Source organism: Liquorilactobacillus ghanensis DSM 18630, assembly GCF_001435235.1.
GTDB lineage: Bacteria > Bacillota > Bacilli > Lactobacillales > Lactobacillaceae > Liquorilactobacillus > Liquorilactobacillus ghanensis.
Genome location: NZ_AZGB01000027.1, coordinates 125,301 through 151,204, shown reverse-complemented (window position 1 = coordinate 151,204; position 25,904 = coordinate 125,301). Strand labels below are relative to the sequence as shown.

Here is a 25,904-nt window from a genome sequence, read left to right as displayed (position 1 = left end):
CGGCTTTGTTGAAAAATAGGTTGCTTATTAATCTTAGTTGGCAAGTGTTAATAAAAATAAACCAATTATTTCAAAACTTAAACAGAATGCTGTGTATTTAAATATATCCTGTTATTTAAATAAAACAAGCTTAGTTATAAAGCCATATCATGTCTTAGATTCATAGACAAGGAGTTAATTAAGTATTTATGCCCAAATACTACTGAAAATAAGTGTTTTAAGTTTATAGGAGGATTTAAAAGGAAAATGCAGCGATTACCTAGGAAATTTAAATTCTAGTAATTATTTTCTAATTCTTTAGCAGCTAAGGCGAAATCACCAAGAGTAGCTGAACCATTGTTAGCAACTTTAGGCATAACAATGTAATCTTCTAATCTGCCGACTTCAATATAATCATTCAGAAGTTCTTTAAATTGTTGTCGAACTTTCTTTAAGAAAGATTCACTGGACACACCGCCACCGATAATAATTTTAGCCGGTCGAAAAGCTAATGTGGTTTGAATTAGTGCTTGAGCAACGTAATAGGCGATAATATCCCAAGTCGGATTTGATAACGGAACATTTTGACCAGCAATTCCTAAACGAGCTTTGAAAGTGGGGCCAGATGCCAAGCCTTCTAAGCAGTCGTTATGAAAAGGACAAATTCCTGTAAAATCTGCATCATTGGGGTGTCTTTTAACATAAACATGGCCCAATTCTGGATGACCTTGACTACCAATGAAGTGGCCATCATTAACAATTCCGGCGCCGATCCCTGTTCCGACAGTATAATAAACTAATGAATCAAGGGCTTGACCAGCTTGCTGATAAGCAACCCATTCGCCATAAGCTGAGCCATTAACATCTGTTGTCCAGTATACTGGGACATTTAAGGCTTGTTGAATTGGTCCAACAAAATCAATATCTTTCCATCCGGGTTTCGGAGTGGAAGTTACAAAGCCATAGTTAGGGGCACTGCGGCGAATTTCGATTGGTCCGAAAGAAGCGATCCCAATGGCACTAAGATTTGAAAATTGTTGAAAAAATTCAATTGATTTTTGGATAGTTGTTGCCGGATCAGTAGTTGGAAAGGTCACTGATTGTTTAACCTGATAGTTCTGATCACCGACGGCACAGACAAATTTGGTGCCGCCAGCCTCAATACTGCCTAAAAGCATGAGAAGTTCCTCCTGATTATTCATCTAAATAAAATGTTGATTGACTGCGTAGTAATTTTACTGGCAGTATATATTGCATCTGTTCCAACGGTTGTTCAGCATGATCGATTCGTTCAATTAGAATATTAACCAGCAGTGAGGCGATGTCGTCAATTGGCTGAACAATTGTTGACAATTCGGGATGATATTCTTGAATAAAGGCGGTTCCATCAAAGCCGACAACTTTTAATTCTTGCGGGACAGCGATTTTTAAATTGCGAGCAGCCTGCAAAACTAAGATTGCCGTTAAATCATCAGTACAAACGATGCCGTCTGCATGATGCTGCGTTAGTAATTTTTTGATCGATAATGACTTCAGTGTTGGTGATTCGCTGAAAGCAACAGCATGAATATGCGGTGTTAGTTTTAGTTTGGCAATGGTTTGTTGGTATCCTTGCAAACGTAGATCAGTTGGATTTCCGATTTGATGCGGATTGCCTAAAAAATAAATATGGCGTGCGCCAGCTTGGTAAATTTCTTTGGTAGCCAGAGCAGTTCCGCGCAGATTATCACTGCTGACGATGGGAATTTTATCTGATAATCGTCGGTCAAATGAAACAATCGGCAACCCAACTTTGTTATATTCGTCAATCCCTAAGTTATGGGTACCAGCGATAATTCCATCAACTTGGTTAGCTATCAGCATCCGCAGATAATCACGTTCTTTTTCTTTGTTATCAGCGCTGTTGCAGAGAATAATTTTATAATTTTGATTAAATAATTTGTTTTCGATTCGTTCAACCAGCTCAGCAAAAAAAGGATTGGAGATCGAAGGGAAAATAACTCCAATCAACAAAGTTTTTTTGCCATGCAAAGAACGCGCCAACGAATTCGGCTGATAGTTCAGCTCGCGCATCGCTTGGAAGACTTTATCTTTGGTCTGCTGGCTCAGATAACCATAATTATTAATTACTCGGGAAACGGTCGTAGCGGAAACACCGGCTTTGGTTGCAACATCGGTCAATTTCGGACGCATTGAAAGCCCTCCTTTGTGGTGGGTAACTCACTTAGTTTGCTAACTGCCACCAACGACCATTATAAATTATTTCTTGTGCTGCTTCTAGAGTAATTTCGTTAGTTGTTGCTGGCAGCGGGAAAACTCGTTGACTGAAAACAAATTCGCCACCATTAACAAAAACCTCGCATACGGAATTATCAATAAAAATATCGAGGGTCAGTGGTTGCTGAGCGGTTAAATCAACTTGACGAGTAGTTCCATAAGCTTGAGCAAATTGCTGGCCAGCTTGCGAGCGGTCAAGTACAAGCTGAGCTGCTTGAGTTGTATCAAAATTGATTTTGAAGCCCTGTTGCTGTTTTGAATCTCTGAATAGCTGCAAAGTGCCTTTCTGATCGGCCGGAATTTCAAGCTGCAATTCGTATTGCTTACCTGGATTTTTGACTAGAACAGTTTCACTTGTTGCGGGCAGTTTGCCAGTTAATTGTTGCTGATTTTGCCGCAATTGTTTGATAGCTGCAACCGGCTGTTGGTAAAGACGATTATTTTTGATGGTTAGTTTTTTGACTAAACTCAGGCAATGAGCCCAATTTTCTTGATCGGTTGGATATGCAATTTCTGGAAGTCCCAGCCAACTGACTAGATAAGCTTGTCCATCAGGCGCATTAAAGGCTTGGCTGGCGTAGACATCAAAGCCGTGATCAAGCAAAGTCAATGATTGATCAGTAGTAAAACTGCCGTCAGTTAAATTGCACTGCTTACCAATTAGATAAGTATTAGGATAGATATTTTGATAGTTAAGCAGTTTTTTGTCTAAACCTTGTGGGCAAAAAACTAATACCGGCTGATGATCAACCCAAATCAGATTAGGACATTCGATCATGTAGCCCAGGTTTTGGTCGGTGAAGTTTAAATAACCGCGATCTTGCCAATTTTTTAAATCATCAGAAGCAAATAAGGCAATTTTTCCTTGTTTGTCAGCAGCATTTTGTGCTCCCAGCAAAACATAATAGCGGCCTGCTTTTTCTAATAATTGTGGATCACGGAAATGGTCAGTAGTGTGTTGGGGCTGACCAAAAAGTGGTCGTGGCAATTTAGTGATCTGATTATTCTGATCCATCCAAGCTCCATTTTGGTAAGGATGGCGCTGCCAATTTTCATCGCGAACATTCCCAGTGTACATTAGAAATAAGCGTTCACCAATAACGTGAGCCGACCCAGAATAAACTCCTTGGGCGTCATAAGGGGTGTCGGGCAACAATGCTGGACCGATGTCTTTCCAATTGACTAAATCATCTGAAATCAGATGTACCCAAGATTTCAAACCATGAACCGGTCCATAAGGGAAAGATTGATAAAATAAATGCCACTTACCATTAAAATAGCTGAAACCATTTGGATCGTTTAACAATCCTGAGGTAGGGGCAGTATGGTAAAGCGGACGATAAGCTGAATCAGCAGTTTGGCGCGTTATCTTTTTTAAATATTCTGTGGGCCACTTGCTGTAAGGCAAGTAGCGTTGAGTACGTGTCCATTTCATTTATATAATCTCCTTGAAACCGTTATCTTTTAAACAACCATATTTTAACGGAATATTGCTTTTGTGTCAATCGAAAGCCAGCTTACACTTCATAAAAATAAGGATTTTTAATAAAATAAAATATTTTTGTGATAAACGATTGACATACGAAAAAAATCAGGTATCATTGAAATTGTAAGATAAAACGTTTTCAAAAGGAGTTGTTAATTATGGATCACAAGCAAGTTGCGACTGATGTGATTAAAGCATTGCATCAAGATAACATCATTGCTGCAGCCCACTGTGCTACTAGATTGCGGCTGGTTTTAAAGGATGATTCCAAAGTTGATCAGGCGGCCTTGGATAATAATCCCGGAGTTAAAGGAACTTTCAAAACGAATGGTCAGTATCAAATTATTATCGGGCCAGGGGATGTCAACAATGTTTACGATGAGATGATCAAACAGACAGGATTAAGTGAGGCATCGACAGATGAATTGAAACAAGTCGCTGCAAAAGGTAAACGTTTTAATCCGGTAATGGCATTTATTAAATTATTATCTGATATCTTTGTTCCAATTATTCCAGCTTTGGTTGCTGGTGGCTTGTTAATGGCTTTGAATAACTTTTTAACATCGGAAGGCTTGTTCGGACCGAAAGCTTTAGTAACAACGTATCCAGCAATTAAAGGTATTTCTGATATGATTCAAGTCATGTCGGCTGCGCCGTTCATTTTTATGCCGATTTTAGTTGGTATTTCAGCAGCAAATCGTTTTGGTGCAAACCGCTTCTTAGGTGCGGCAGTCGGAATGATTATGACGACACCAGGATTGGTCGAAGGCAAATATTGGGATATTTTGGGGATGCATGTTTCGCAAAATAATTACCAATATCAAGTAATTCCTGTGTTGGCGGCAGTTTATATTTTATCTGTTTTAGAAAAATGGCTGCATAAAAAATTACCAGCGGCCGTTGATTTTACATTTACTCCCCTTATTTCTTTAATGGTAACTGGCTTTTTAACATTTATTATTGTGGGACCAGTTATGCGTGGCTTGTCAGATGCAATTACAGCTGGAATCGTCTGGTTATATGATACGTTAGGTTTTGTAGGAACCGGTATTTTCGGTTTACTTTATTCACCTATTGTTTTGACTGGACTGCATCAGGCCTTCCCGGCGATAGAAACGCAATTGATTACTGCTTTTACGCAAAATCATACCGGATACGGTGATTTTATTTTCGTTGTGGCTTCAATGGCCAATATCGCTCAGGGTGCTGCTTGTTTTGCAATTTTTGTATTGACAAAAAACAAGAAAGTGAAAGGACTTGCTTCTTCAGCTACGGTATCAGCTTGTTTAGGAATTACTGAACCAGCGCTGTTTGGGGTTAACTTGAAGTATCGTTTCCCATTCTTCTGTGCATTAATTGGTTCAGCGGTTGCATCTGCAATTGCTGGATTAACTCATGTAATTGCTGTTTCATTAGGTTCAGCTGCTTTTCTTGGTTTCTTATCGATCAATGCAAAATCGATTCCAATTTATATAGTATGTGAATTAATCAGTTTTGCAATTGCTTTTGTTTTAACATTTTTGTATGGCAAAAAAAATGCGCATTTAATTGATCCAGTGCCGGTTTCTGGTGCCACTGATCAAGCTCAAGTTGAAAAAAAGGCCGTTGAGGTTGCTAAAAAGCAGTTAAGTTTAAATGATGAAGTAATTGTTGCTCCAATTGCTGGTCAGGCAGAATCTTTAAGTAAAGTTAATGATAAAGTCTTTTCAGCTAAGTTAATGGGTGATGGTGTAGCAATCGTTCCTGAAAATGGCGATATTTTTGCTCCCGTAAGTGGCGAGATCACCGTAACTTATGATGATAGCAAGCATGCTTATGGTTTTAAATCAGATGACGGAGCTGAAGTACTGTTGCACATTGGAATTGATACCGTTGAATTAAAGGGCAAATTCTTTGAAACTAGTGTTGCTCAAGGACAGCGAGTAACTAAAGGCCAAAAGATCGGCAGTTTTGATTTAGCCGGAGTTAAGCAAGCGGGTTACGATCCGACAGTGATGTTAGTGGTAACTAATACAGCTGATTATGCAAGTGTTGATCGAATCAATGTTGAAGCAGTTAAACCGGGAGAAAAGGTAGTTTCAGTTACTGCTCGTTAAAATTTGAAGTGTGATCTATTATAGGTAGTAAAAAGGTCGGGAATGGGTCCCCGATTTTTTTTTGCTGAGTTTTCCTTTTTGACTTCTTAGCTATATTCTAAATGGTACAAAAATAATTATTGGTCGAGTGGTAAGCAACTAAAATTTATACTTGATAATCTGTAGTATAAGCTGTTAGATTTGCTGAATTTTTGTTAAAATGGAAGTCGAATTTAATTGATTTTTAATGCAATTTAATTATATGATAGTTGTTGTAAAATAAAGCGAGGTCAAAAAAATGAGTGAAAAATTAAAAGTAGGTGTTTTAGGAGCAACTGGAATGGTGGGGCAGCGTTATATCACGCTATTAGCCAACCATCCATGGTTTGAAGTAGTTTTGGTGGCGGCGAGTCCCCGCAGTGCTGGCAAAACGTATGAACAAGCAGTTGCCGGTCGTTGGAAAATGGATGAACCAATTCCAACTGCAGTTAAAGATTTACAAGTTTGGGATGTTAATCAGGTTGAAAAAATCGCTAGTCAAGTTGATTTTGTTTTTTCAGCTGTTAGCATGTCCAAAGACCAAATTCGTAAGATCGAAGAAGATTATGCCAAAACGGAAACGCCTGTCGTTTCCAATAACAGCGCTCATCGCTGGACACCGGATGTACCGATGATTGTTCCAGAAATCAATCCGGATCACAGTGAAGTTATTAAATATCAGCGTGAACGGTTGGGTACAAAACGGGGCTTTATTGCTGTTAAACCGAATTGTTCGATTCAAAGTTATGCACCAGCTTTAACTGCTTGGAAAAAATTTGAACCGACCCAAGTGATTGCTACCACTTATCAAGCTATTTCAGGGGCTGGCAAGACGTTTCAGGACGCTCCAGAAATTTTGAATAATGTTATTCCTTTTATTAGTGGTGAAGAGGAAAAATCCGAAAAAGAACCAATGAAGATTTGGGGACGGATTGATCCGCAGCAAAAGGCGATTATTCCTGCGACAACACCGGTTATTACCAGCCAGTGTCTACGGGTGGCTGTCTTATATGGTCATACAGCAGCTGCTTTTGTTAACTTCAAGCAAAAACCGACTAAAGAGGAATTAATTGCCGCTTTAGAGGATTACAGTGGTGTGCCACAATCACTCAAACTGCCAAGTGCACCCAAGCAGTTTATCCAGTATCTAACAGCAGATGATCGGCCGCAAGTTAGTCATGATGTTAATTTTGAGCATGGAATGGGAATTTCAATCGGCCGCTTGCGTCCAGATAAGATTTTTGATTGGAAATTTGTTGGCTTGTCACACAACACCGTTCGTGGAGCCGCTGGTGGTGCTATCTTATGTGCTGAACTCTTGAAGGCGCAGGGGTATATTACTGCTAAGTAACTAGCAATTGATTTGAAAAAATAATAACGGTAAAATAAAAAGCTGTTCAGCCTAATATGACTGAACAGCTTTTTTAACAATTAATGTTTTAATATGCTAGTTAGATTCAAGTAAAAGAGCGATTACTCCTAATGGAATCAATTATCACAATAAGCGCGTCGTGACAATTAAATTACTCTGTAACCTTTTTATCCGGTTCATTGATATCTCCTTGGATATCATGGAAGAGAATATCGTCTACTCGGTAAGAGTTGGTAACATCAATTTTGGATACTGTGCCACTGAATGTTTTGCCATTGCGATGACGCAGGGTCGTTAAATTAAATTCAGGAGAATTTGTAATAACAATTAAATGACCACGGCCGATCTCGTTAGTTTCAACGGCTGACTCATCAGTGGTAGTCTCATCTGCGGTGCCAATGTAGACAGCATCAACCGGACTTTGATTAATTGTTAACTGTAATGGCTGAATAATTTTTTTCATAGATTATCTGATCTCCTTAAATTGACAAGAGCACTGTAAACTACAGTGCTCTCTAACTAAGCTAATTATCTTAAATCATTCCGAAATTTTATTACAGAACTCAACATTAAATTCTAACTCTCACAAATGCCATCCCTGCCTCTAAGGCACTGTTACAGCTCCTAGACTGTGCCACTGATTATGAAAGATCGGCAAATTCAAATCTACATCTATAAATTAAATAACGCCCAAGCTGATTACAATCATAACATATTAGACACCTAATGTCTATTTTACAGCTTACAGCAGTATGAAACTTAGTTAGCTCGCTGTTTGTATTCACCGTTAGCCGTATTAATCGTTAAGATGTCACCTTTTTCAATGAAATCTGGAACAGTAACAACTAAGCCGGTTTCCATGGTGGCTGGTTTGCCACCGTTAGCAGCAGTTGCTCCTTTAATATTTGGTTCTGTTTCTGTGACTTTTAGATCGACTGTTGTTGGTAAATCAACTCCAATTAATTTATTATCGCAAAAGTTTAGTTGAACTTCCATATTAGGTAATAAATATTTACTCTCTTTACTAATAGCATCAGCTGCTAATTCATACTGGTCATAAGTTTCCAAATCCATAAAATAAACAATTCCATCTTGGCGATATAAATACTGTGCTTTTTTCTTGTCAACAATTGCGAGTTCAACTTTTTCAGTTGGTCGCATAGTTGTTTGAACGATGGAACCTGAAAGAACATCATTTAATTTCATTTGCATGACGGTATTGCCTTTTCCGGGTTTGTGATGATTAGTTTCCAATACCCGGATCAGCTTGTTGTCTTTTTTGAAAATCATACCAGACTTTAAATCTATTGCTTCAATCATTTTAATACGCTCCTTTGTTTTTAGTCGACTACGGTCAATTTAATTGATAACGTCAATCGGCGGTGGCAGCGGTAAAGCAAATCCAAAATGAAGCATTATTATTCACCGTTCCTTTAAGAAATTAAAGTCAATAATTCTATTATACACCATCTAGTAATTTAGTAAGTATAAGTAGGAATTTTTGTAAGAATATTCGTTGGCAAACTACCAGCTTATCAATATAGAAGATGACTAATATATGCTATAATGAAAATGTTTTTAATTTATTAATGAAGACAGAGATAACTGCAATAAAAAGGAGAAATCAATGGCATTTTTAGAGCTGATCGATATTCATAAATCCTATTTTCTAGGTAAGGAAGAACTGCCGGTACTCAAGGGAATTAGTTTAGGATTTGAAAAGGGTGAATTTGTTTCAATTCTAGGTGAATCTGGCGGTGGCAAATCAACACTGATGAACATTATCGGCGGGCTTGACCGTGAATTTTCAGGTGACCTTTTGGTAGATGGACAGAAGTTGGATCATACGCAGGAAAAACAGGTTGATGATTATCGGCGGGCTCGGATTGGCTACATTTACCAATCGTATAATTTAATCAGCCATTTGACAGTTTTAGAGAATGTTTTGATTTCGTTAGAGATGACTACTCTAAATCGGCAGCAGCGTTTGGAGCGCGCTAAACAGCTATTACATCAAGTCGGCTTGGGTGATCAATTAAAGAAGCATCCAAACCAATTATCCGGTGGTCAAAAGCAGCGGGTAGCAATTGCTCGTGCATTGGCTAGTGATCCACAAATTATTTTGGCGGATGAACCTACTGGGGCGCTGGATTCAAAAAATACGCAAGAAGTTTTAGAATTATTAAAGCAGATTGCTGCGGACGGCCGCTTAGTGATTGCTGTAACGCATTCACAAGAAGTTGCCAGTCATGGAACGCGAGTTGTTCATATGGAAGATGGGGTAATTGACAGTGATCGGCGATTGCGCGCGGCGTATCCGGTACCGGAAAGAAAAGTAGAATTTGAATCACGAACTTTGACAGCTATGGCCAGCTATCAAAATGCTTTTAAACACTTGTTTTATCATTTTCAACAAAATTCGCTGATTGTTTTAGGAACTGCGATTGGAATTTTTGCCGTACTATTATTTTCTGGCTTAGGTAATGGGGTTAATTCTTATATTCAAGATCAGATCGATTCATTAGCTAATCCGCAAGTGGTGACAATTACCAATAATCCTGCGGGCAAGTATTTATCTGAACAAAAAGCACAGGCAAGCGTGCAGCAAGCCAGTAATGATCCAACACAACGTACAATTACACAAAAACAGGTCAATAAACTGAAAAAAATTAAGCATGTTACTAAGGTTCAGACAGGGTATCAGTTAAGCAACTACACTTTGAATGTAGGTAATAAAAAAGCAACTGGCAGTACTTTGCAAACTTACACTGCGGCTTATACAAGCAATGTTTTAAAACAAGGCAGTTGGCCGCATCAAGGTGAGATCGTACTTGATCGATCAATGGGTGAGCAGCTTTTCGGTAATATATCTGCTAAAAAGATGATCGGTAAAAAAGTTCAACTGAACTACAATTGGCTGACAAGTGCCAGTCAACCGGTTCAGGCTAGCGGTAGCTATAAAATTTCTGGAATTATTGATGGTAAAAAAGCTGGGACAATGATGCTGGCAAACTATGCTTCAATTAAAACAAGTCTGCAAAAGGCTAAGGCTATGACATCTCCTAACTTTTTAAGTGTTAAGGTAAATAGTATGGATCAGGTTGAAGCGGCAGCCAAAAAAATGCGTCATTTGAAAACTGACGGCAAGTATGATTTTGCAGTCATCACGATTGGTAGTTTATTGAAGACCGTTAATCGCTATGTTAGCTTAGCATCAACTGTCCTAGCAGCAATTGCCGGGATCTCATTGTTAGTTTCAGCGTTGATGATTATCGTAACGATGTACATGTCAGTTGCTGAACGGACGAAGGAAATCGGGATTTTGCGGGCATTAGGAGAACGCCGTAAAGATATTCGGCGGTTATTTACATCGGAGTCACTGTTGTTGGGATTCTTTGCTGCTATTTTAGGATTGGTGATTGCTTGGGCAGCTGGTGGAATCTTGAATCATGCGCTGTATGGTTTGATTAAATACAATATTGTACAAATGAATTTAAGCAACGTAATTTTTGCTTTTGTTGCAGCGATGGTCATTGCCTTTATTGCGGCCTTGCTGCCGGCTCGCAAAGCGTCGCGCTTAAATCCAATTGATGCTTTATCTGCTGAATAAAATGATTAATATTTGTGGTGAGAACAATGGAATTAGCAGAATTTTTCAGTGGTCGGACGACCGCAGCGATTGCACGGAGTTTGTTGGGTAAAAAATTGATTTATCATACAGCACAAGCTAATCTAAGCGGCTGGATCGTTGAAACTGAAGCTTATTTAGGCCAGCAAGATTCAACAGCCCATGCATATCAAGGACATCGTAGTCCGGCTAATGAAGCATTATATGGACCACCAGGGATGATTTATATTTTTTCCTTGCGTGGTCGGATGATGCTGAACTTTATTACTCAAGCAGCAGAAGTACCACAAGGAATTTTACTCCGTGGATTGGAACCAGCTACTGGGCAAAAATTGATGGCAAAAAATCGGCAGCAAACTGGGGTACTTTTAACGAATGGTCCGGGTAAGTTGACGCAGGCACTGGGAATTACTGATCGACAGTTGAACTTGACGATGCTGAATGCTGGTGCTTTGGAGCTTGAATTAATTGGCGGTCGACAACCGCAGCAAGTTAGCAGTGGTCCGCGAATCGGGGTTAGCCGTCGTGGCTCTTGGACGGATAAACCACTGCGTTATTATGTAACTGGCAATCCTTATGTTTCACAGTTGCCCAAACGAGATTGGAACTTAATAACTCATGGTTGGCTGCGAGAATAAAGCAGCTTGTCAGGAAGAGTATAATAAAAGAGAATCTAAATTTAGACAAGGGAGACTTTTTTTGCTTACTTTAAAATCTAAACGTGAAATTGAAGGCATGGCGCATTCAGGCGCAATTTTAGCAGCTGCTCACCAAATGCTTAAGCCGAAATTATATGTTGGCATGGATACTTGGGAGATTGAGCAGTTAATTGATAATTTTATTCAAGCTCATGATGCAACAGCATCTGAAAAGGGTGTTGATGGCTATAAATATGCAACTTGTATCAGTATTAACGAAGAAGTTGCTCATGCTACGCCGCGTAAGGGCTTAAAACTAAAAAATCATGATGTAGTTAAAGTTGACTTTTGTGTTAATTGGCATGGTTATCAGAGTGATTCAGCTTGGACTTATGTAGTTGGTGAATCTACTCCGGAAATTGATCATTTAATGCAAGTTGCTCATACAGCATTGTATTTAGGAATCAAACAAGCCCAACCTGGAAATCGGGTTGGCGATATCGGTGCTGCTATTCAAGATTATGTTGAAAATCAAAATCACATGGGCGATGTTCGCGAGTTGATTGGTCATGGTATTGGGCCGTCTGTTCATGAAGATCCGGAAATATATCATTATGGAGTAGCGCATCATGGGTTGCGTTTACGACCGGGGATGGTTATTACGATTGAACCAATGATTAATGCTGGTGGTGATTGGGGATTGGAAACTAAAGTTGTTCCAGAAACTGGCTGGGAGTATTATGTTTCAGCTGATCACAGCTTATCTGCTCAGTATGAACATACCTTAGCCATTACTGAAGATGGTCCCAAAATCTTAACATCACAAGATCCGATTGGAGATCAGGAATTTTTGCTTAAAAAAGCTTAGTAAAATAGATCTTCAATAACATAATTAATGGAACTAAGAAAACTCTTTGCGAGTCCTTCTTAGTTCCATTTTTGCTTATTTAAGCAGGCTTTTGCGATAGGTCTTGGCAGTTTTTAAACGAATAGAAATGATAGATTCAATATTTAAATCAATCTTTGAATTAAATAACTTTTTGAAAGTTAAAATAAAAGTATTTTGCTTACTATCAATTGTATGATTAGTAAGTTAACAGTAAGATAAACACATAAAAAAGAATTAACTAATCTTAGCAGTTCACACCAAAAAGAGAATTAGTCGATCTTTTCGAGAATTATTTTAATAAACATTATAGTTGTACTATTGAAACTTTTTTTAAAAAGTACTTAAATTTTTCAATTCCAATAAATCCTGTTTTTTCTTCAAGTGCATTAGCTGTTCCAGCAGAGATAGCAAATGCGATTTGTTTTTGAATATCAGCATGCATATCTAACGATGCTAATAGTCCTCCAACCATTGAATCTCCTGAACCTTCAGTGTTTACAGCTTTAATAGGTGGAAGTTGTGCATAAAAGTATTTTTCATAATGTTTGACAACAACTCCCTTGTTTCCTAAAGAAACAAAAATATTATTAATGTCCGAAAGTTTGCTATTAAGAATTTCCTCTTTAATTTTATGCGGATTAGTTGTTACTTCCGTGTTTAGAAAATCAGAAAGCTCATTTTCGTTAGGTTTAATATAATCAGGTTTGTTCTCTCCTTCAAGTGCATTAATTAGACCCGTTCCAGATGAATCAAGAATTGTTTTTATTTCAGCGTTAACTTTTTTGATTTCGTTAATTAATAATTGATAGCTGTTATCCTTCATGTTTGGAGAAAGACTACCATTTATTGAAATAGCGGTAATCTTATTATTATTAATTATATATTTTATAAGATCTAATAGTTCTATATAATTATTTTTTTTGACAGAACCACCGTATTCATTAATTTCGGTTTTTTCTCCATCATCATCAATTATAGTAAAACAATTTCTAGTGTTTTCATTAATGCCAATGAAGGATGATTTGAATAACATTTCACAATTTGATTGTTCAAGAATGTATTTCCCATTTTCTCCCCCAATGAAGCCAGTTGTAGTTACATTGGATCCTAGTAATGAAGCAACACGGGCAGCATTTATACCCTTTCCTCCAACCATTTTTTTTTGAAGTGTAACACGATTTAAATCTCCGCTTTTAAATTTTTTTGTTTTATAAAGATAATCAACAGATGGATTAACAGTAATTGTCAGAATCATTTGGCAACAGTTCCTTTATAAATTATTTTTGTATATTTAGAGTAACATTCTAAATCTATATTATTGATTCCAGAATCGGTAATTAAAAAATCAAATTCATTTAATTTTTTAAATGTTATTATATCGGATTGATTAAACTTGGTATGGTCAGCTACAATTATTCTTTTTTTAGAATGATTGATAGCAACATTTTGGATGCTTCCTTCGTCTGCATTGCTAGTAGTAACATTATTTTTAGTTATTCCATTAGTTGAACAAAGAGCGTAATCAATATTTAGATCTTCAAAAGCTCGCTCTGCTAAGGTTCCTAAAAATTCACTAGTATTTTGATGTAATTCTCCTCCAGTCAAAATTATGTGACAATTATTTTTTTTAAGCTCTAAGAATGCAGGCAAACTGTTAGTTATGAAAGTTATATTTTTATTGATAAGAAATGGAGCTGCAAATAATAATGTAGTACCAGCACCTAAAAAAACAGTAACGTTATCAGGAATAAAGTTTCTAAGGGTGGAAGCTATTTCTTTTTTTTCTGTAACATTTCGTTTCATTTTTTCATCTGTTGTAAATTCATTTTGAATTATTTTTTTTTTGCTTTGAGCACCACCATATATTTTTATTATTTCATTTTTTTGTTCTAATTCTTTTAAGTCTCTCCGGATAGTCATTGGAGAAACATTCAATATTTCGGCAATCTTTACAGTGGATAGATAACCGTGTTGTTCTATTAATTTTCTAATTTCAGTAAGTCTTTTATTTTTTATTCCCATTGTTGGAAACCATCCTCCTTTGATTGATTTATGTTCATTCTATATCAATTTCCTTTTTAATAATAATATAAAAATTGTTTTTGTTCAAGGTAGAACATAAAAAACAAAAAAATGTATTTTTATGCTTGACTTTGTTTAACATCGAACATAGAATGGAAGCGTAATCAAAAAAGAATCCATTATAAATATAGAAAGGAGATGTTGTTTTGGTGTTGACGTCAAAAATGTTTTGTGAGGATTTAATTGATTTGTCGATTGATGTAAACGATGAACAAGAGCTATTTGATTTTGTAGGTATGATTACTTATAAAAAGGGGGTCAGTAGATTAGGGTATATTTCATCCTTAGAAAAAAGGGAAAGTGCATATCCAACAGGGTTACAATTTCCGATGATTACATTAGCTTTACCACATGTGGATAGCAAATACGTTAACAAACCATTTATATTTGTTGGTAAAACAAAGAAGAATCTAAAAATTAAACAAATGGGAGACTCCAAAGATTTAAAAACAAATTACTTTCTTTTTCTTGGAATTAAAAATGGTAAAGATCAACCTAAACTTTTGGCGAACTTAATGCAGTCGTTTCAAAATGAAAACTTTGTAAAAGAATTTGTTAAACAAGATTCCAAATGTGAAATGTATAGTTTCTTAGTTAAAAATATCATTTAAATTATATGGGAGGAATTATTATGAAGACAATTCTTGTATGTTGTGGTTCAGGTGTGGCAACCAGTCCACAAGTTGCTAATAAAATTAATGATAATCTGTCAAACAAAGGCCTTGATGGTAAGGCTAAGGCAATACCAAAACCAATTGAAACGGCAAAGTCTACTGTAGAGAATGATCCTAGTATCATAATTTATGTAGGAATTGCACCTGCAGATGCAGAATTACAAGAAGTATTAGATAAAAATGATGTTTTTGGTACGGTAGGTCTCCCTTGGCTAACAGGGATGGGAGAAGAAGAAGCAAATCAAAAAGTAGAAGAAATTGTTAATAAATATTAAGGAGAGTGAAGATTAGTGGGATCGAATTCAATTGTTCAAGCAATTTTAGGAGTTGGTTCACAGGTACTTATTCCAATTTTTATTACAATTTTGGGCTTGATTTTTGGTATGAAGCTATCTAAAGCGATTTTGTCTGGTCTTTATTTAGGAACTGGTTTTATTGGAATGACTATGGCAATTAACAAATTGACTGAAGTCGTTAGTCCAGCTGCAAAAGCTTTGGCAAAGAATACAGGAATTAACCTGCCTGCAGTTGATTTTGGTTGGACAGGTGCTGCAGCAATTACTTGGGCTTGGCCATTGGCGTTTACGTTCTTTGTTGTTGAGATTGTAATTAATTTAATTATGTTACTTACTAAATTAACAAAGACATTAAATGCTGATATGTGGAATGTTTGGGGGGTAGCGTTAACTGGTTATATTGTTTATCAAATTTCCGGTAATTTAATTTGGGCGTATGTTGCTTCAATAGTTCAGGTAGTTATTATGCTTAAATTAGGAGATATGTGGTCTTTGGAAATTAAAGATATTTTAGGATATGAGGGTGTAACAGTTACTCATATCGAAACATTTGTAGCAATCCTTATGTCACCGGTAAACAAACTTATGGATTACATTCCAATTTTTAATCGTCAATGGGATGCTGCCGCTTTAAAGAGAAAAATTGGTGTATTAAGTGAACCAGTAGTCATGGGAGCGTTAATTGGATTGATTCTTGCCTTAGCTGGAAGATATAGTATAGGCGATGCTTTGAATTTAGCAGTAACAACTGGTGCAGTAATGGCAATTTTCCCTGTAATGGCAAAATTCTTTATGGATGCTTTAACACCATTTGGAACAACGATGAGTAATTTTATGAAGAAACATGTCAAAGGAAGAGAATTTGTTATTGGACTTGATTGGCCAATTCTTGGTCAAAGTACAGAATTATGGGTAACAATGGTTGTTTTAATTCCCGTGGCAATTTTGTTTTCAGCAATTTTACCAGGAAATACAATTCTTCCACTCGCTGGTGTAATTAATTATTGTATAGGTGTAGGTGGACTTTTGTTAACTGGTGGAAATTTACTGAGAATGCTCGTTTTAGGAGTCATTTACCAACCATTATTTCTTTACGGGGGGACATATTTTGCAAATATATTTACAAAACTTGCTAAAGAAACCAACGCTGTAAATGTTCCAAAAGGTTCAAAAGTATCATGGAGTTCAATTGAGGCTCCAGATTTGAGATTTTTATTAGGGTGGTCAGGTAGAGGAAACATTTTAGCTATTGTTGGTTTAGTTGCTTTATTGGCTCTTTTCTTTTGGTTATATCAGCAATTTAGAAAAAATCCATTACCTGAAAATAAATATAAAGAGTTAAAAACCACTAAGTAGGAAGTGTTATAGATGAGTTTTTTTAGAAAAAGTAAAACGTTTTGGACTTTGCTTAGTTTTTTAACATTCTTGTTATTTGTACTAGCTATAGGTTTTAAAATTTATTGGATAAATATCTTTGTAATTGCTTTTGGGATTTTAATTAATAAATTCGGTATAGATAAAGTAAATAAAAATTATAAATTTGAAAGGAAAGATTGATTATGGAATTTCCAGCAGGTCGTATACCATTTGAGTTTGAAAGAGAAGATTTGGCTAAGGTCGTAAGAGAAACAATGGATCGTCGAGATACCAATATTGTTGGAGGAAATATCAGTATTCGTGTTAAAGATGAAAATAATGAAGAATTTTACGTAATGACACCAACAATGATGTCGGAAGCTTATTTAGGACAACTAAGTGCTGATCAAATTCTTGTAATTCAACCACATACTAGAAAAGTTATTTCTGGAACAGGTAAAGTTACTAGAGAAATTAATATGCATGAAGCTATTTATGATGCTAACCCAGATATAAAATGTGTATTTCATTCACACGCCGATCAGGCAATGTTTTGGGCAACAACGGGATTGAATATGCCCAATGTAACAGAAGCAACACAAAAATTACAAGAAATAAGAACACTAAAATGGCATCCAATGTGTACCGAAGAATTGGCAAAGTATGTTTCAGAAGAAATAAAAAAATTAGGAAATAAAGCATTGCGAAATGGATTTCTTTTAAATTCACATGGTACTTTGTTTACCTGTGGAGGAAAAGACATGTTACCTTTGACAGCACTTCACAAATGCTTAGCAGATGTGGATATTACAGAGTGGAACGCTAAGGTTGCTTTTAAGCAAACCTTACTACAAAAAAGTGGAGTACTTGATGGATATTATTCAGAGGGAAATAAAATTGGTACTTTGCAAGACGTTATTAAAGGGGTAGCTTTGTACAACAAAAAAGTTAAACAAAATGTAAATGGTGATTAAAATTGCTTGTTTTGTGTTATCAGTAAATAAATAGTTTTATTATTAATTAATTCGTTAAATAAACCACAAGCTTTATTTGTGGGTGTCAAAAGAGCTTTAGCGAGAAAAACTTCCTTTCGATATAATAGTTTTTGGCTATCAACCAAAACTGTACGAAAGGAAGTTTTTGTATTGTCAGAAGACGATAATAGCTTAGCACATACGAGATGAAATTGTAAATATCACATAGTGTTTACACCCAAATATCGCAAAAAAGTTATTTACTTGAGAGTTTAAAAGAAATATAGTTCATACTTAGTTCCATTTTTGCTTATTTAAGCAGGTTTTTGCGATAGGTCTTGGCAGTTTTTAAACGAACAGAAATGATAGATTCAATATTTAAATCGATCTTTGAATTAAATAACTTTTTGAAAGTTAAAATATCAGTAACTTTTTGTTTTCCTAGCTTAAAATCTCCAAAATATAATTCCCATATGGCCAACCATAATTGTTTAGTTATGCTGGCGTTCCAGTCTAATAGCTGATCGTCTAACTTGATAAATTTTTCTTTGAATTTATACGCGGCTGAATAAGCAGAATCGTTTAAATATGTTTGTAAAACAACACCATAGTAGTTTATCAACTCATTGTTAACTTCAAAATAATCTGCATATTTGGTTAAATATTTAGCACAATTTTGTTCCATCTGTTCAGTTATCCTAGGAATGGAAATCTTGAATTCTTGGTGGGTGGCAATACTGGGAATTATTGTGCTGACTAGTTTAATTTCTTGTAGAGTCCAATTCTTTTTATCCAATAAATGATATAGCATGATTTTAATATTTCGGCTTAAAGGGAAATTGTGGTGACTGAAGGTTATTAATAATAATTCTGCGTACCCAGCAACGATTTGAATCTGAGGGTTATTACTATCTTGATGTTGCTGCAACCAATGAGCTAAAGCGCTAAAAGCATGGGTTTCATATAGATAATTAATCTTAGTTAAGAGCTGATCTATTAATGGTAATTTATATGAGTTGTTAATATATTGAAATTCGCTAGGTGAGATTGCCAAATTATTTAATATTTTAAAAAGTTTTTCAGATTGAATATCGTTTTCTCCACTCTCAAATCGATTAGCAAATGATCGTGAAATGATGCCAGCATAAACCTGTTTTTGAGCTATTCCTTTAATCAAACGGATTTTTCGAACAGTTATTCCAACTTTTTCCATGTCTCAACCTCTTAGTTGCAGATTTGCAACAATATCCTTGAATTTATTTTCTATTCTACTGATAAAATTAAAATAATCAATGGGAGGAGGTAGAAAATTGGAAATTACAAATCGTGAATCAAATCAGCAAATTTTTAAAGATATTACTAGTAATTTGGTTAGTTCTTTAAGTAGTAATATGTTTATTTACGGTTTAGGACTAATGTTATTGAATCAAACGCATTCGGCACTAAGTTTTGGAATTGATCTGGTAGTTGGCCCAATTATCAGTTTAATCTGTATGGTACCGATTGGTAATTTGGTGGATAAATATCCGCATAAAAATATTATTTTAATAAGTATGATAATCCGAATAATTGCTATATTGTTTTTAGGAATGACAATTGATATTTTTAAAGGACTGTTTAAATTTATTCCGGTCATAGTCTTTGTTTCAATTAACTCAGCAGCAGTTGTTTTTGCGACTACAGCGTACGCAGCTGCAGTTCATGAATTAGTTAATGAAGCAAAAATTCAACAGTTAAGTTCATTAACAAGTGCAGCAACTTCATTTGCTAATATTTTTGCACCGGTACTAGGAGTTGGTGTATATGCCGTATTAGGATTTCAAGTTTTTGTTTGGATTGAAATCTTGGCATTGCTGTTTACCAGCTTGTTGACTTTAACTATGAAATTTCATTATCAAGATCGTCTAGCGCAAGGTATTGCCGTAAAAACGCAGTCACAATTTACCAACTTTAAAAAGGGTTTAAATTATATTGTCCAGCAACCATTAATTAAAAGGTTAATCATTATTGCTGTAGTTTTGAATTTTATGTTTTCTTCGATTAATATGGGATTGCCTTATATTATTAATACCCAGCTTCATTTAGGCAATACTTTGATTGGAATTTTGGATATGTTTAATGCAATTGGCGGGTTATTAGCTGGAATTTTGCTGAACTTTTTATCTGCTAATAGAGGGGGAAAAGCTAGAATTATTATCCCACTATTTATTTGTGGATTTTACTTTTTATCGCTTGGACTTATTTTTATGCAAATAGCTAAGATTACAATGATTATTGTTTGGGGTTCAGTTACAATGCTGATTGGAGGGTTGGGAGTATCGGTGTTAAACATAACGACACAAGTATATATTCAAAAAATGACCCCAATTGATATTTTGGGCAGAGTCATGTCAACAATGACGACGGCCAGCACGATTATGTTTCCAGTGGGTACCTTGTTTTTTACATTCCTTTTTCAAGCCAGCAGTAATGGGGCAGTAATTTATTTGATCTGTGGTGTTATTTGGTTAATTATGCTTACAATAGTAACGCCAAATTTGAGCAAAAATATTAAATAAAACTATAAGAATTGAACTCAAAAGGCTTAATTGAATTGATGTTTAATCAGTAAGCAAGATTACCTGGTAACTTATAATAATTAAGAATACAAAAGCCAGCGCTTTAACGCTGGCAAGGATAGTTAGCTTGTAAGTAAGGGAAAATAAGTTTATTCAAATGGATATTTTAGTCCCCAAGCGGTGCGGATACTGCCAAGCAAGTGAGCAACGTCATGCGATAAAGCTAGTTGACCATCATCATGACCTTGTTCCATGAAACGCTGCATATCTTGTACTTCGTATTTCAACGCATCAGCACTGTTACCACTAGTCAGGATTTCACTGCTTTGTTGGTGAGCATCAGTCGTATAAGTGATTTTGGCTGTCGTTGCGCGCGGATAGTTTTCAATTTCAACATAGCCTTTTGTCCCAGAAATTACACCGCGTTTCGGCTGCTTTGCGCGTAATGAGAGGCTGATTACAGCGATTTGTTCTTGGGCGTTTTTTAAAATAATACCAGATTGTTCATCAACGCCGGTTTCAAAAAATTTGACAGTTGTTAATACATTGTTTGGCTGTTGACTTAAAAACAAACGAGCAAAAGCTGTCGCGTAACCACCGATATCAAGTAAAGCTCCGCCAGCTAATTCTTTGCTGAAAAAGCGATTTTGCGGATTATAATCTTTCAAACTACCAAAGTTGACTTGGACCAGTTTGATTTCACCTAATTTGCCTGCAGTAATCAGTTGTTGAACTTTTTGATAAATCGGCATATGAAATAGAGTAAAGCCTTCCGTCAAAATTAAGTTCTTTTTCTGAGCCAGAGCTTGGACTTCATCAAATTGTTGAGCATTGACTGTAATAGCTTTTTCGCAGAAGACGTGTTTTCCGGCTTGTAAAGCTGCTTTGATATATTGATAATGGAAAGTGTGTGGAGTGGCGATATAAACAACATCTGTTTTGGGATCGTTGATCATTTCCAAGGGATCGGTAAAAACTTTCGTGATTTTTTTAGCTTGCGCAAATTTTTGTGTTGCCGCTTGATTTTGGGCACTGACTGCATAAATTTGTCCGTTAACAACATTAAGTGCATCTGCCATTTCATTGGCAATTACACCGGTTCCGATTAGTGACCAATTGTATTTTTTCATTTTAATTCGTCCTTTCGCAAATAGTGAACTTTTTCATCAGGGTCAAATAGTAATGCTTCAGTTACCAAGTTTTCAAAATAAGAGGTTCCAACGACACCATTGAATTGGCTGATCTTTTGATTAAATTCAGTGATATGCTGCCAATCGTTAGTTGCATAACAATCAACTAGTTGATTACCATTGATTGTTAGCTGAGGAGTACCGGTTGCAGTTTTTCGCAGCTGTGGTTGATAGTTATTAAACTGACTGATCCAGTTGATCACTTGATTGCTGGCCGGCGGGATTACTTCTAAAGTTAACGGCAGCGCTGGATCAAGCTGAGCTTTCATACGACTGCGGGGAGCCAAGATACAATAACGTTTGGCTTGCGCGGCAAAAATCTTTTCTAAAGTGTGGATTCCGCCACGACTTTTCAAAGCTTGTAGTTGTTGATTTAAACTGTCACAGCCATCAAAGGCTAAATCGATTGCAGATACGGGTGGTTGAGCTGCAATTTGCAGTTTTAACTTTGCTCCCAGCTGGCGTGTGTCGTTAGAAGGACTGAAAAGCTGTAATGGTAATTTTGCGGCTGCGATCGCTTGTGTTAGTTGAGCAACATTACTGCCACCACCAAGACTGATTACTTGGTGAGGTTTGATCATTTTGAGAGCAGTACTGATAAGTGGTCGGATAATTATCAACTCCTTAAAATTAATTTCATGAACAAAATAATTTGAAAATTATTTTCAAAACTATGATATGATGAAACTAAGTAATTGTCAATCAAGAAAGCGGGTAATTTGAATGGTAGTTAATTTATTAGAGCGAATTTATGAAAAGAAACCGCAGATGACAGCTGCTGATCAGAAAATCGCAGCAGTCATTCTCCAAGATCCTGCTAAAATTGTCGATCTAACTATTTCACAATTGGCCAAATTGGCTGTCGTCAGTGAAGCTTCAATTTCACGTTTTTGCCGAAATTTAAACTTGGTTGGTTTTCATCAATTAAAAATTGAGTTAGCCCAAAGTGTTGAACAAACTAAAGTCCCAGCTCCAGCAGCTGGAGTAGATGATTGGCAATCGGCCATCAAGGTTATTGAGCAAAACAAGCAATTGGAAATTAGCGGAACTTTAGCAAACTTTACCACCGATTTAGCCAAAGTAATTATTGACCAGCTGACTAGTTGTCGTTTATTGCAAGTAGCCGCTGAAGGCAATACCTTTCCAGTAGCCGCGGATGCAGTTTATCGCTTTAATCAGATTGGAATTTTAGCTGTAGCAGATCAGTCACCAGCGACAGCTTTAGCCCAAACATTGAACTTAACAGCAGCCGATACTTTGCTGGTAATTTCAAATTCAGGCGAATCCAAGGAATTACTCAAGCAGGTTAAAGTTGCCAAGCAGCAGCAGACAAAAGTTATTGCGATAACTAATCGAAACGAGTCACCACTAGCATTGCAGGCGGATTGGCATTTAAAAACCGTTGTCCGTCAGCAAGTGCTGCAATCGGAGTATTATTTTTCACGAGTAGCAGCAATGACAGCAGTGGAAACCTTATTTTTATTGATGATTGCCCAAGAACCCCAGCGAAAAGAACTAATTAAGCGGCATGAAGAATTAACTGCCGATATGAAAGTTTAAGGTAGCAGCAATGACGAAAAAAATTAAGGCGGTAATAGCAGTTATTGTGAATAATGATCGGATTTTAGCAACTCAACGAAAACAAACTCGTCCGTGGGGCGGTTACTGGGAATTTCCCGGCGGTAAAATTGAAACAGGAGAAACAGCTTTGCGGGCACTAAAACGCGAGTTATTTGAAGAATTGGCGGTTAAAGCAGTGATTGGTCCCGCTGTAATGCCACCGCTTGTCTATAACTATGATTATGGGATGGTGCAATTGGATATTTATTATGCCAAGTTGAAGACAACAGCAATTAAACTGCGAGCCGCTAGTCAATTTCGCTGGCTTTTACCGACGGAATTAGCACAGCTTCAATGGCCGCCAGCTAATCAGCCATTAATTGAAAAGCTCAGCCGGGTGCAGTTGTCGCAACTTAATTTTTAAAATTCTTAGTTGATCGGTCTGTTAAAAATGGCTGTGGTATAATGCAGCTGAAGCCAGCTTAAATAGTTTAAAGGGAGGAATTTAGCATGGATACAATGAAGACACTTTTAACACGTCAAGCAGTTCGGCGCTACCCGGCAACCCAAATCACGGCGGAACAATTGCAGCAGTTACTGCAAGCTGCTAATGCTGCGCCGGTGGGAATGGGAGAGTATGATAATTTTCATTTGACGGTTGTGCAATCCCCGGCAGTGATTGAACAATTGGAACGATTTAGTGATCGTCATCCTTATTATGGGGCACCGACTGTCATTATTGTTTCTGCCAAGTCACCCGGACCAATGGAGTTGCTGAGTATCGGTGGAATTGTTGAAAATATGGCATTGTCTGCAACTGAACTCGGGTTGGCAAGTTGTGATATTTTAGGAGCAATTGCTATGGGAGTCGCTAAGGATTCGGCATTAAGCCGCCAAATCGGAATTCCAACTGGTTTTCAGCCATGCTTTTCACTAGCTGTTGGACAAACATCAGCGCCACTGTCACAACGGACACCAACTACTAAGCGAATCACAACCAATTTTGTTCGTTAATAAAAAATGTTAAACCGCCGGATTTTCCTGCTAATAATCACTAATTCTAAGATGAAAATACCTTTCAAGTTGAGATTCATAACTAAATCTCAGTTTGAAAGGTATTTTTGCGTCAAATTATTTTCTGTGTTTAAAATGCCGTCGTAATTCATCTAAAATCAAAAAAATAATGATGACAAAAGATACTAGATACCCACCGACGCCGATATTATAGATTGCTGGATGATCAGCGCTGCCTTGAACTAATAAAGAAGAGCTGAGAATGATTGCAGCTAAAATAATCGTGATCATTAAGCGATTGATGATTTGTTCCAGACGATTAAGCAGCGTATCTTGACCTTTATAACGGATATTCAGCCGACCCTGTCCTTGCAAAAGCATATCAAAAACTTTTTCGGCTTTAAGCGGCAGTCGCGGTGCGGCTTGAGCTGCTTGAAAGATATTTAATAAGGTGTCTTCGGTTTCGTGCTTAAAATTAAATTTTTGCCGGAGATATTTTTTTCCAAATGGTCGGGCAACATCCATCATTGATAACTCGGGATCCAGTTGTGCCACCAATCCTTCCAATAAACCAAAAGCTTTTATTAATAAAGTAACTTCCGGTTTGGCTTGCAAATTGTTTTGCCGGCAAAGTTTGATAACGCTGAAGATTAAAGTTGAAAAATCAATTTCGCCAAGACCGCTATTCAAATAAGGTGCCAAGAAAACAGATAATTGATCATAAAATTCTTCTTGATCAACTTTTCCGGTTCGATTGCAGATGGCTAAAAGAGCTTGCCCAATTGATCGTGAATCTTTAGTATTTAAAGCTAAGACGACATTGGCGATTCCGTCTGCCAAACTGGGAGTCAAGCGGCCCATCATCCCAAAATCCAAATAAATTAGGCGATAGTTTGGTAAATTAGTCGGCGCTTTCCGCGGCTGCTGCGGAATATGGGGTGTGAATTGTGGCACTTGCCAAAATAAAATATTCCCTGGGTGCGGGTCAGCATGGAAAAAATGATCCACAAAGACTTGTTTGATAAAGTTTTCAATTAAGGCTCGTGCCAAATAGGTCCGTTGCTTTTTTTGAGCAGCAGCTGTGTCGGAATCGTGGCTTAATGGTTGATCAGCAAATCCTTTAATGCTGGTACCCGGCATATCTGAACAGACAAGTACTTTTTGGGTTGAATATGCTGCATAGACTTTGGGAACCAAGAAAATTCCCTGATGATTATTTAAACGGTAGAATTCTTGACCGTTTTTAATTTCATTTTCGGTATTGATCTCATTAAGCAATGAACGGCGAACTTCTTCAAAAACTTCCGCTGGATTGATAACACTAATATCAGGAACAAATTTTATTAAACGTAAAGCTTGACTGAATAAAGCCAGATCAGTTGCGACTAATTCCTCGACTTGCGGATGCTGAATTTTAATGACAACTTTGGTTCCATCCTTTAAAACAGCACGGTGTGTTTGACCGATCGATGCAGAAGCAAACGGCTTTTCAGTAAAACTTTGAAAAACATCGCTGATCTTTTTACCGGTTTGCTTTTCAAAAGTCTGCTTGACGCTAGAAAAATCATCGACAGTTACATTGTCTTGTAATTTGCTGAACTCTGCAATAAAAGCTGGGGAAACCAGGTCAGGACGAGTTGATAACAGTTGACCGGCTTTAATAAAGGTTGGACCCAGTTCTTCGAAAGCTGCGCGGATTTCTTCGGGATGCTGTTGTTTTAGAAAATTACGAATAAAGTCATGAGCACGAATTACGCGTACGATTTCCAGTAGCCGCATTCGTTGATTTTTATGGGTGATTTTGTTGATTTCATTTT

Annotated in this window: 25 protein-coding genes and 1 pseudogene; 15 read left to right on the top strand and 11 right to left on the bottom strand. The window is 36.8% G+C overall.

What is annotated here, in order from left to right; translation table 11 throughout:
* Window positions 1–275: 275 nt before the first annotated feature.
* From scrK to FC89_RS11210, 3 genes are read right to left on the bottom strand one after another with little or no spacing between them, the layout of a single operon-like run.
* Window positions 276–1,157, bottom strand: coding sequence for a fructokinase ScrK (gene scrK, locus FC89_RS11220; protein ID WP_057872632.1), 882 nt, complete (start codon window positions 1,155–1,157; stop codon window positions 276–278).
* A gap of 16 nt (window positions 1,158–1,173) precedes the next feature.
* Window positions 1,174–2,172, bottom strand: coding sequence for a LacI family DNA-binding transcriptional regulator (locus FC89_RS11215; RefSeq protein WP_057872631.1), 999 nt, complete (start codon window positions 2,170–2,172; stop codon window positions 1,174–1,176).
* Window positions 2,173–2,203: 31 nt separating this feature from the next.
* A complete protein-coding gene (locus FC89_RS11210) occupies window positions 2,204–3,691 on the bottom strand; it encodes a sucrose-6-phosphate hydrolase (RefSeq protein WP_057872630.1) in 1,488 nt (495 codons plus the stop codon).
* A gap of 209 nt (window positions 3,692–3,900) precedes the next feature.
* On the opposite strand from FC89_RS11210, the gene FC89_RS11205 reads away from it, so the two are divergent.
* On the top strand, window positions 3,901–5,838 hold the full coding sequence (locus tag FC89_RS11205; RefSeq protein WP_057872629.1) for a sucrose-specific PTS transporter subunit IIBC: 1,938 nt from the start codon (window positions 3,901–3,903) through the stop codon (window positions 5,836–5,838).
* Window positions 5,839–6,115: 277 nt separating this feature from the next.
* Window positions 6,116–7,207 carry an aspartate-semialdehyde dehydrogenase gene (gene asd, locus FC89_RS11200; RefSeq protein WP_057872628.1) on the top strand — a complete coding sequence of 364 codons (1,092 nt, stop codon included), beginning with the start codon at window positions 6,116–6,118 and terminating at the stop codon, window positions 7,205–7,207.
* Window positions 7,208–7,379: 172 nt separating this feature from the next.
* On the opposite strand, the gene FC89_RS11195 is transcribed toward asd, so the two are convergent.
* On the bottom strand, window positions 7,380–7,691 hold the full coding sequence (locus FC89_RS11195) for a hypothetical protein (RefSeq protein WP_057872627.1): 312 nt from the start codon (window positions 7,689–7,691) through the stop codon (window positions 7,380–7,382).
* 296 nt (window positions 7,692–7,987) lie between these two features.
* Window positions 7,988–8,548: an elongation factor P gene (gene efp / locus FC89_RS11190; protein WP_057872626.1), complete on the bottom strand. Its 561-nt coding sequence runs from the start codon at window positions 8,546–8,548 to the stop codon at window positions 7,988–7,990.
* 307 nt (window positions 8,549–8,855) lie between these two features.
* On the opposite strand from efp, the gene FC89_RS11185 reads away from it, so the two are divergent.
* The 3 genes from FC89_RS11185 to map all read left to right on the top strand — a co-directional run bounded on the left by FC89_RS11185 (window position 8,856) and on the right by map (window position 12,362).
* Window positions 8,856–10,838, top strand: a complete 1,983-nt coding sequence (locus tag FC89_RS11185; protein ID WP_057872625.1) for an ABC transporter ATP-binding protein/permease — start codon at window positions 8,856–8,858, stop codon at window positions 10,836–10,838.
* Between the two features lie 26 nt (window positions 10,839–10,864).
* Entirely contained in the window at window positions 10,865–11,494 is a 630-nt protein-coding gene (locus FC89_RS11180) for a DNA-3-methyladenine glycosylase (RefSeq protein ID WP_057872624.1), read from the top strand.
* A 61-nt stretch (window positions 11,495–11,555) separates the two neighbouring features.
* On the top strand, window positions 11,556–12,362 hold the full coding sequence (gene map, locus FC89_RS11175) for a type I methionyl aminopeptidase (protein ID WP_057872623.1): 807 nt from the start codon (window positions 11,556–11,558) through the stop codon (window positions 12,360–12,362).
* Window positions 12,363–12,687: 325 nt separating this feature from the next.
* On the opposite strand, the gene FC89_RS11170 is transcribed toward map, so the two are convergent.
* Both FC89_RS11170 and FC89_RS11165 read right to left on the bottom strand, forming a co-directional pair.
* A complete protein-coding gene (locus FC89_RS11170; RefSeq protein ID WP_057872622.1) occupies window positions 12,688–13,638 on the bottom strand; it encodes a 1-phosphofructokinase family hexose kinase in 951 nt (316 codons plus the stop codon).
* Window positions 13,635–14,405, bottom strand: coding sequence for a DeoR/GlpR family DNA-binding transcription regulator (locus FC89_RS11165; RefSeq protein WP_057872621.1), 771 nt, complete (start codon window positions 14,403–14,405; stop codon window positions 13,635–13,637). The genes FC89_RS11170 and FC89_RS11165 overlap by 4 nt, the downstream gene beginning before the upstream one ends.
* 209 nt (window positions 14,406–14,614) lie before the next feature.
* Between FC89_RS11165 and FC89_RS11160 the strand changes: the two genes are divergently transcribed.
* From FC89_RS11160 to FC89_RS12455, 6 genes and pseudogenes are all read left to right on the top strand, one after another.
* The gene (locus FC89_RS11160) at window positions 14,615–15,076 is read left to right on the top strand and encodes a PTS sugar transporter subunit IIA (RefSeq protein WP_235804421.1); all 462 of its coding nucleotides are present in this window, start codon (window positions 14,615–14,617) and stop codon (window positions 15,074–15,076) included.
* Window positions 15,077–15,096: 20 nt separating this feature from the next.
* Window positions 15,097–15,414 carry a PTS sugar transporter subunit IIB gene (locus FC89_RS11155; protein ID WP_057872620.1) on the top strand — a complete coding sequence of 106 codons (318 nt, stop codon included), beginning with the start codon at window positions 15,097–15,099 and terminating at the stop codon, window positions 15,412–15,414.
* Between the two features lie 15 nt (window positions 15,415–15,429).
* Window positions 15,430–16,791 carry a PTS galactitol transporter subunit IIC gene (locus FC89_RS11150; protein ID WP_057872619.1) on the top strand — a complete coding sequence of 454 codons (1,362 nt, stop codon included), beginning with the start codon at window positions 15,430–15,432 and terminating at the stop codon, window positions 16,789–16,791.
* A 12-nt stretch (window positions 16,792–16,803) separates the two neighbouring features.
* On the top strand, window positions 16,804–16,992 hold the full coding sequence (locus tag FC89_RS11145) for a hypothetical protein (protein WP_057872618.1): 189 nt from the start codon (window positions 16,804–16,806) through the stop codon (window positions 16,990–16,992).
* A gap of 2 nt (window positions 16,993–16,994) precedes the next feature.
* Complete coding sequence (locus FC89_RS11140) at window positions 16,995–17,765, top strand: class II aldolase/adducin family protein (protein ID WP_057872617.1); 771 nt, start codon at window positions 16,995–16,997, stop codon at window positions 17,763–17,765.
* 171 nt (window positions 17,766–17,936) lie between these two features.
* Window positions 17,937–18,038: pseudogene (locus FC89_RS12455) on the top strand (IS200/IS605 family transposase); the annotation flags it as partial.
* Window positions 18,039–18,075: 37 nt separating this feature from the next.
* Here the strand turns inward: FC89_RS12455 and FC89_RS11135 are convergent.
* Window positions 18,076–18,978, bottom strand: a complete 903-nt coding sequence (locus FC89_RS11135) for a helix-turn-helix domain-containing protein (protein WP_057872616.1) — start codon at window positions 18,976–18,978, stop codon at window positions 18,076–18,078.
* A 97-nt stretch (window positions 18,979–19,075) separates the two neighbouring features.
* Here FC89_RS11135 and FC89_RS11130 point away from each other — a divergent pair, with 97 nt between their 5' ends.
* Window positions 19,076–20,323: an MFS transporter gene (locus FC89_RS11130; RefSeq protein ID WP_083485486.1), complete on the top strand. Its 1,248-nt coding sequence runs from the start codon at window positions 19,076–19,078 to the stop codon at window positions 20,321–20,323.
* A 149-nt stretch (window positions 20,324–20,472) separates the two neighbouring features.
* Here the strand turns inward: FC89_RS11130 and FC89_RS11125 are convergent, their stop codons facing one another.
* Both FC89_RS11125 and FC89_RS11120 read right to left on the bottom strand, forming a co-directional pair.
* Window positions 20,473–21,453 (bottom strand): Gfo/Idh/MocA family protein, encoded by a 981-nt coding sequence (locus tag FC89_RS11125; RefSeq protein WP_057872614.1) that lies wholly within the window; start codon window positions 21,451–21,453, stop codon window positions 20,473–20,475.
* Window positions 21,450–22,094, bottom strand: a complete 645-nt coding sequence (locus FC89_RS11120; RefSeq protein ID WP_057872613.1) for a ribose-5-phosphate isomerase A — start codon at window positions 22,092–22,094, stop codon at window positions 21,450–21,452. The genes FC89_RS11125 and FC89_RS11120 overlap by 4 nt, the downstream gene beginning before the upstream one ends.
* A gap of 142 nt (window positions 22,095–22,236) precedes the next feature.
* Between FC89_RS11120 and FC89_RS11115 the strand changes: the two genes are divergently transcribed.
* The 3 genes from FC89_RS11115 (at window position 22,237) to FC89_RS11105 (ending at window position 24,087) form a co-directional block, all read left to right on the top strand.
* Window positions 22,237–23,073, top strand: a complete 837-nt coding sequence (locus FC89_RS11115) for a MurR/RpiR family transcriptional regulator (protein WP_057872612.1) — start codon at window positions 22,237–22,239, stop codon at window positions 23,071–23,073.
* Window positions 23,074–23,083: 10 nt separating this feature from the next.
* Window positions 23,084–23,497: a (deoxy)nucleoside triphosphate pyrophosphohydrolase gene (locus FC89_RS11110; protein WP_057872611.1), complete on the top strand. Its 414-nt coding sequence runs from the start codon at window positions 23,084–23,086 to the stop codon at window positions 23,495–23,497.
* An 86-nt stretch (window positions 23,498–23,583) separates the two neighbouring features.
* Complete coding sequence (locus tag FC89_RS11105) at window positions 23,584–24,087, top strand: nitroreductase family protein (RefSeq protein ID WP_057872610.1); 504 nt, start codon at window positions 23,584–23,586, stop codon at window positions 24,085–24,087.
* A gap of 117 nt (window positions 24,088–24,204) precedes the next feature.
* Here FC89_RS11105 and FC89_RS11100 read toward each other — a convergent pair whose 3' ends face one another.
* Window positions 24,205–25,866, bottom strand: a complete 1,662-nt coding sequence (locus FC89_RS11100) for an ABC1 kinase family protein (RefSeq protein WP_057872657.1) — start codon at window positions 25,864–25,866, stop codon at window positions 24,205–24,207.
* Window positions 25,867–25,904: the final 38 nt, after the last annotated feature.

Bases quoted from the DNA above. Each gene is read 5' to 3' on its own strand.
- scrK (WP_057872632.1), bottom strand. From the start codon at position 1,157: ATGCTTTTAGGCAGTATTGAGGCTGGCGGCACCAAATTTGTCTGTGCC.
- FC89_RS11215 (WP_057872631.1), bottom strand. From the start codon at position 2,172: ATGCGTCCGAAATTGACCGATGTTGCAACCAAAGCCGGTGTTTCCGCT.
- FC89_RS11210 (WP_057872630.1), bottom strand. From the start codon at position 3,691: ATGAAATGGACACGTACTCAACGCTACTTGCCTTACAGCAAGTGGCCC.
- FC89_RS11205 (WP_057872629.1), top strand. From the start codon at position 3,901: ATGGATCACAAGCAAGTTGCGACTGATGTGATTAAAGCATTGCATCAA.
- asd (WP_057872628.1), top strand. From the start codon at position 6,116: ATGAGTGAAAAATTAAAAGTAGGTGTTTTAGGAGCAACTGGAATGGTG.
- FC89_RS11195 (WP_057872627.1), bottom strand. From the start codon at position 7,691: ATGAAAAAAATTATTCAGCCATTACAGTTAACAATTAATCAAAGTCCG.
- efp (WP_057872626.1), bottom strand. From the start codon at position 8,548: ATGATTGAAGCAATAGATTTAAAGTCTGGTATGATTTTCAAAAAAGAC.
- FC89_RS11185 (WP_057872625.1), top strand. From the start codon at position 8,856: ATGGCATTTTTAGAGCTGATCGATATTCATAAATCCTATTTTCTAGGT.
- FC89_RS11180 (WP_057872624.1), top strand. From the start codon at position 10,865: ATGGAATTAGCAGAATTTTTCAGTGGTCGGACGACCGCAGCGATTGCA.
- FC89_RS11170 (WP_057872622.1), bottom strand. From the start codon at position 13,638: ATGATTCTGACAATTACTGTTAATCCATCTGTTGATTATCTTTATAAA.
- FC89_RS11165 (WP_057872621.1), bottom strand. From the start codon at position 14,405: ATGGGAATAAAAAATAAAAGACTTACTGAAATTAGAAAATTAATAGAA.
- FC89_RS11155 (WP_057872620.1), top strand. From the start codon at position 15,097: ATGAAGACAATTCTTGTATGTTGTGGTTCAGGTGTGGCAACCAGTCCA.
- FC89_RS11145 (WP_057872618.1), top strand. From the start codon at position 16,804: ATGAGTTTTTTTAGAAAAAGTAAAACGTTTTGGACTTTGCTTAGTTTT.
- FC89_RS11140 (WP_057872617.1), top strand. From the start codon at position 16,995: ATGGAATTTCCAGCAGGTCGTATACCATTTGAGTTTGAAAGAGAAGAT.
- FC89_RS11135 (WP_057872616.1), bottom strand. From the start codon at position 18,978: ATGGAAAAAGTTGGAATAACTGTTCGAAAAATCCGTTTGATTAAAGGA.
- FC89_RS11125 (WP_057872614.1), bottom strand. From the start codon at position 21,453: ATGAAAAAATACAATTGGTCACTAATCGGAACCGGTGTAATTGCCAAT.
- FC89_RS11120 (WP_057872613.1), bottom strand. From the start codon at position 22,094: ATGATCAAACCTCACCAAGTAATCAGTCTTGGTGGTGGCAGTAATGTT.
- FC89_RS11115 (WP_057872612.1), top strand. From the start codon at position 22,237: ATGGTAGTTAATTTATTAGAGCGAATTTATGAAAAGAAACCGCAGATG.
- FC89_RS11110 (WP_057872611.1), top strand. From the start codon at position 23,084: ATGACGAAAAAAATTAAGGCGGTAATAGCAGTTATTGTGAATAATGAT.
- FC89_RS11105 (WP_057872610.1), top strand. From the start codon at position 23,584: ATGGATACAATGAAGACACTTTTAACACGTCAAGCAGTTCGGCGCTAC.
- FC89_RS11100 (WP_057872657.1), bottom strand. From the start codon at position 25,866: ATGCGGCTACTGGAAATCGTACGCGTAATTCGTGCTCATGACTTTATT.